Source organism: Roseinatronobacter ekhonensis, assembly GCF_900499075.1.
Classification (GTDB): Bacteria; Pseudomonadota; Alphaproteobacteria; order Rhodobacterales; family Rhodobacteraceae; genus Roseinatronobacter; species Roseinatronobacter ekhonensis.
Map to the genome: position 1 here is coordinate 1 of NZ_UIHC01000131.1, position 2,494 is coordinate 2,494.

The 2,494-nt window shown below is 59.2% G+C and carries 2 protein-coding genes and 1 pseudogene; 2 read left to right on the plus strand and 1 reads right to left on the minus strand.

The window, feature by feature from the left end; all coding sequences use genetic code 11:
• Positions 1–957, plus strand: a 957-nt coding sequence (locus ROE7235_RS19305) for a TniB family NTP-binding protein (protein ID WP_245964045.1), incomplete at its 5' end; no start/stop codon positions are given.
• Between the two features lie 32 nt (positions 958–989).
• The gene (locus ROE7235_RS19310; RefSeq protein WP_245964046.1) at positions 990–1,745 is read left to right on the plus strand and encodes a TniQ family protein; all 756 of its coding nucleotides are present in this window, start codon (positions 990–992) and stop codon (positions 1,743–1,745) included.
• A gap of 172 nt (positions 1,746–1,917) precedes the next feature.
• Here the strand turns inward: ROE7235_RS19310 and ROE7235_RS19315 are convergent.
• A pseudogene (locus ROE7235_RS19315) lies at positions 1,918–2,367 on the minus strand (integrase core domain-containing protein); the annotation flags it as partial.
• Positions 2,368–2,494: the final 127 nt, after the last annotated feature.

Genomic DNA, 2,494 nt, shown 5'->3' on the forward strand with positions numbered 1-2,494 from the left:
CGACAACCGAAGGGCTGCGCCCGATCGACACGGGTGATACATCGCGGCCATTGTTCAAGGTGGAGAGATGGTGAATTGAGGGCAGGGACAACTGAGGAAGACGGTCGGATCGCCCTCATTCAATCGGACATCTGGATTGGCTTTCCGCGGGCTGAACAAGTTCTGGACCGTTTGCAGGATATGATCGAAGCGCCAAGGCAAACCCGTATGCCTGGCCTTCTTGTGCATGGCGCGTCGGGGATCGGAAAGACGATGATAGCCCGCAACCTGTCGCGCAGATATGCACCGGAATATGATCCAGCATCGGGAATTACGCGAACGCCGCTGTTGCTGTTACAAGCACCGCCAGCTCCCGACGAACGGCGGTTCTATCTGCACATCCTTGCGACCGTCGGGGCACCGGCCACGGCACTGAGCGCGCGCGCTCAAAATGTGGCCTCCCTCGAAGTCCGTGTCGTCGCGCTCTTGCGCGACCTTGGCTTGCGGATGATCATGATCGACGAGGTCCACAACCTCTTGGCCGGGACCCATCGCGAACAGCGCCGCTTTCTCAATGTTCTTCGGTATCTCAGCAATGAACTCGAGGTGTCGCTGGTCTGCCTCGGGGTCAGCGAGGCCGTAGATGCCATTCGCGGCGATATCCAGCTAGCTCGACGGCTGGACGAACATCACCTGCCAAACTGGCGCGACGACGCCGAATTCTCAGACATGATTCAGACACTTATTGCTGCCATGCCACTCGAAAAGAAATCCAACCTGAAGGTCAAATCTCTCAAGCAGGTCTTGGCACTGACCGGTGGCGTGACCTCGCGCATCTTCGCTCTGGTCAAGGATCTTTCCATTGACGCCATCGTCACAGGCGAGGAATGCATCACCGATGACGCAATCGCCAGATGGACGCCGGTTTGGTCGCGTCACGCGTCCGCTGGGCGGCGGCTCGAGAAGTCCGGGGTGTGACGCCGCGCCCGCTCCCGAAGACTGTCGCGCCTTTGCCAGACGAGTTGTTGTCAGGTTGGTTGTCCCGGCTGGCTGCGGCCAACTACTGTGATGACGCGGAACTGCTGGCTCATATCGAAATCGATACTACACATGGCGCCTCCTTGGACTTCAACGTCGACGCGGCTGCGGCGGAGAAAATTTCCGACGCCGCACGAACCAACCCCGACATCGTGCGGTCTTTGACTTTTCCGACAATGACGCCAGCAGAAGCCCTGCTGACGGCCCGGGTCCCGTTCCAGTCTTGTCCGGAATGCTCCCGACGGGGCCTTTTGCTCAGGCATTGGAGGCGAGCCTGGGCATTCGACTGCCAGGTTTGCGGCACGAGACTTGTGCAGACCCTTGGCAAGCCCAGAGGCGAACAGATATCCGAAAAACTGATAAATCGTGCGCGCCGCGGGGCAGGGATGCTTGAGTGCGCCGCCCAATTAAGCAGCCCCAAGCAACTTCGGCGCGCCATGCGCGCGGTCACCTTTGCCATGTCACTAGTGACCTTCCGCGGGGAGCCGTTGTTCGCTCTTCAGAGCCATCGACAGGAAGTGAGGCTATTCTGCCTCGCAGCGATCGCTGCCGCTCGATCTCGTCCCTTGGTCAAAGCAGCCATCGTCAGCTCCGACATCGACGACTATGCAAGGGTTGCTCTACTGCGCACCTTCGAGAAGGAGCAACGTTTGCTCGCTGCGGTTGATCACATCGCGCAACGGCGTGCAAGAAGCATAGGCCCGATGGCAGTCGAATCTCACTATTAAGGGCAAAAAATGTAGCCGAACGCGCCGCGTCTCAGATTTAAGGGCAACGCGACAGCCACGCTGATGAACAGACCACTGGCGATGGTCAGCCATTTGCGCCGACTGACGGGGTGTCTGAAGATGTCTATGAGTCCCGCATGGAGTGCCCCCTTCGAGTGGTCCGGGCTAATTGTTAGTGCATGGTCGGCCTTTGGTCTACCGGCAAGAAGCTTTCTGGCGCGGGCGGGCGGTAGCCGAGGGAACTGTGCGGCCTGACGGTGTTGTAGTGGCGGCGCCATCGCTCGATCAGGAGCTGGGCCTCGCGCAGCGTGGAGAAGACCTCGCCATTGAGCAACTCGTCCCGGAACCGTGAGTTGAAGCTCTCGCAGTAGCCGTTCTCCCACGGCGATCCGGGCTCAATGTAGGCGGTTTTGGCGCCCACGGCACCGATCCAAGCGCGCACCTTCTTGGCGATAAATTCTGCGCCATTGTCCGACCTGATATATTCTGGTGGCCCTCACAGGATGAACAGATCAGTCAAGGCATCGACCACGTCGACAGAATTGAGCTTACGCTTTACGCGGATCACCAACGCCTCTTTCGTGAACTCATCGATGATGTTGAGCGTGCGGTATATTCTCCCGAGATATGCGCAGAAGTTGGTGACGCCTGATCAGGCGGCGGCTTGAACGTGGCGGAGGCCGTCGCGGAACTCAACCCCTTGGATGATCTCGGGCAGGCGGTTCCGGCCATCGAGTTTGCGCCATTTC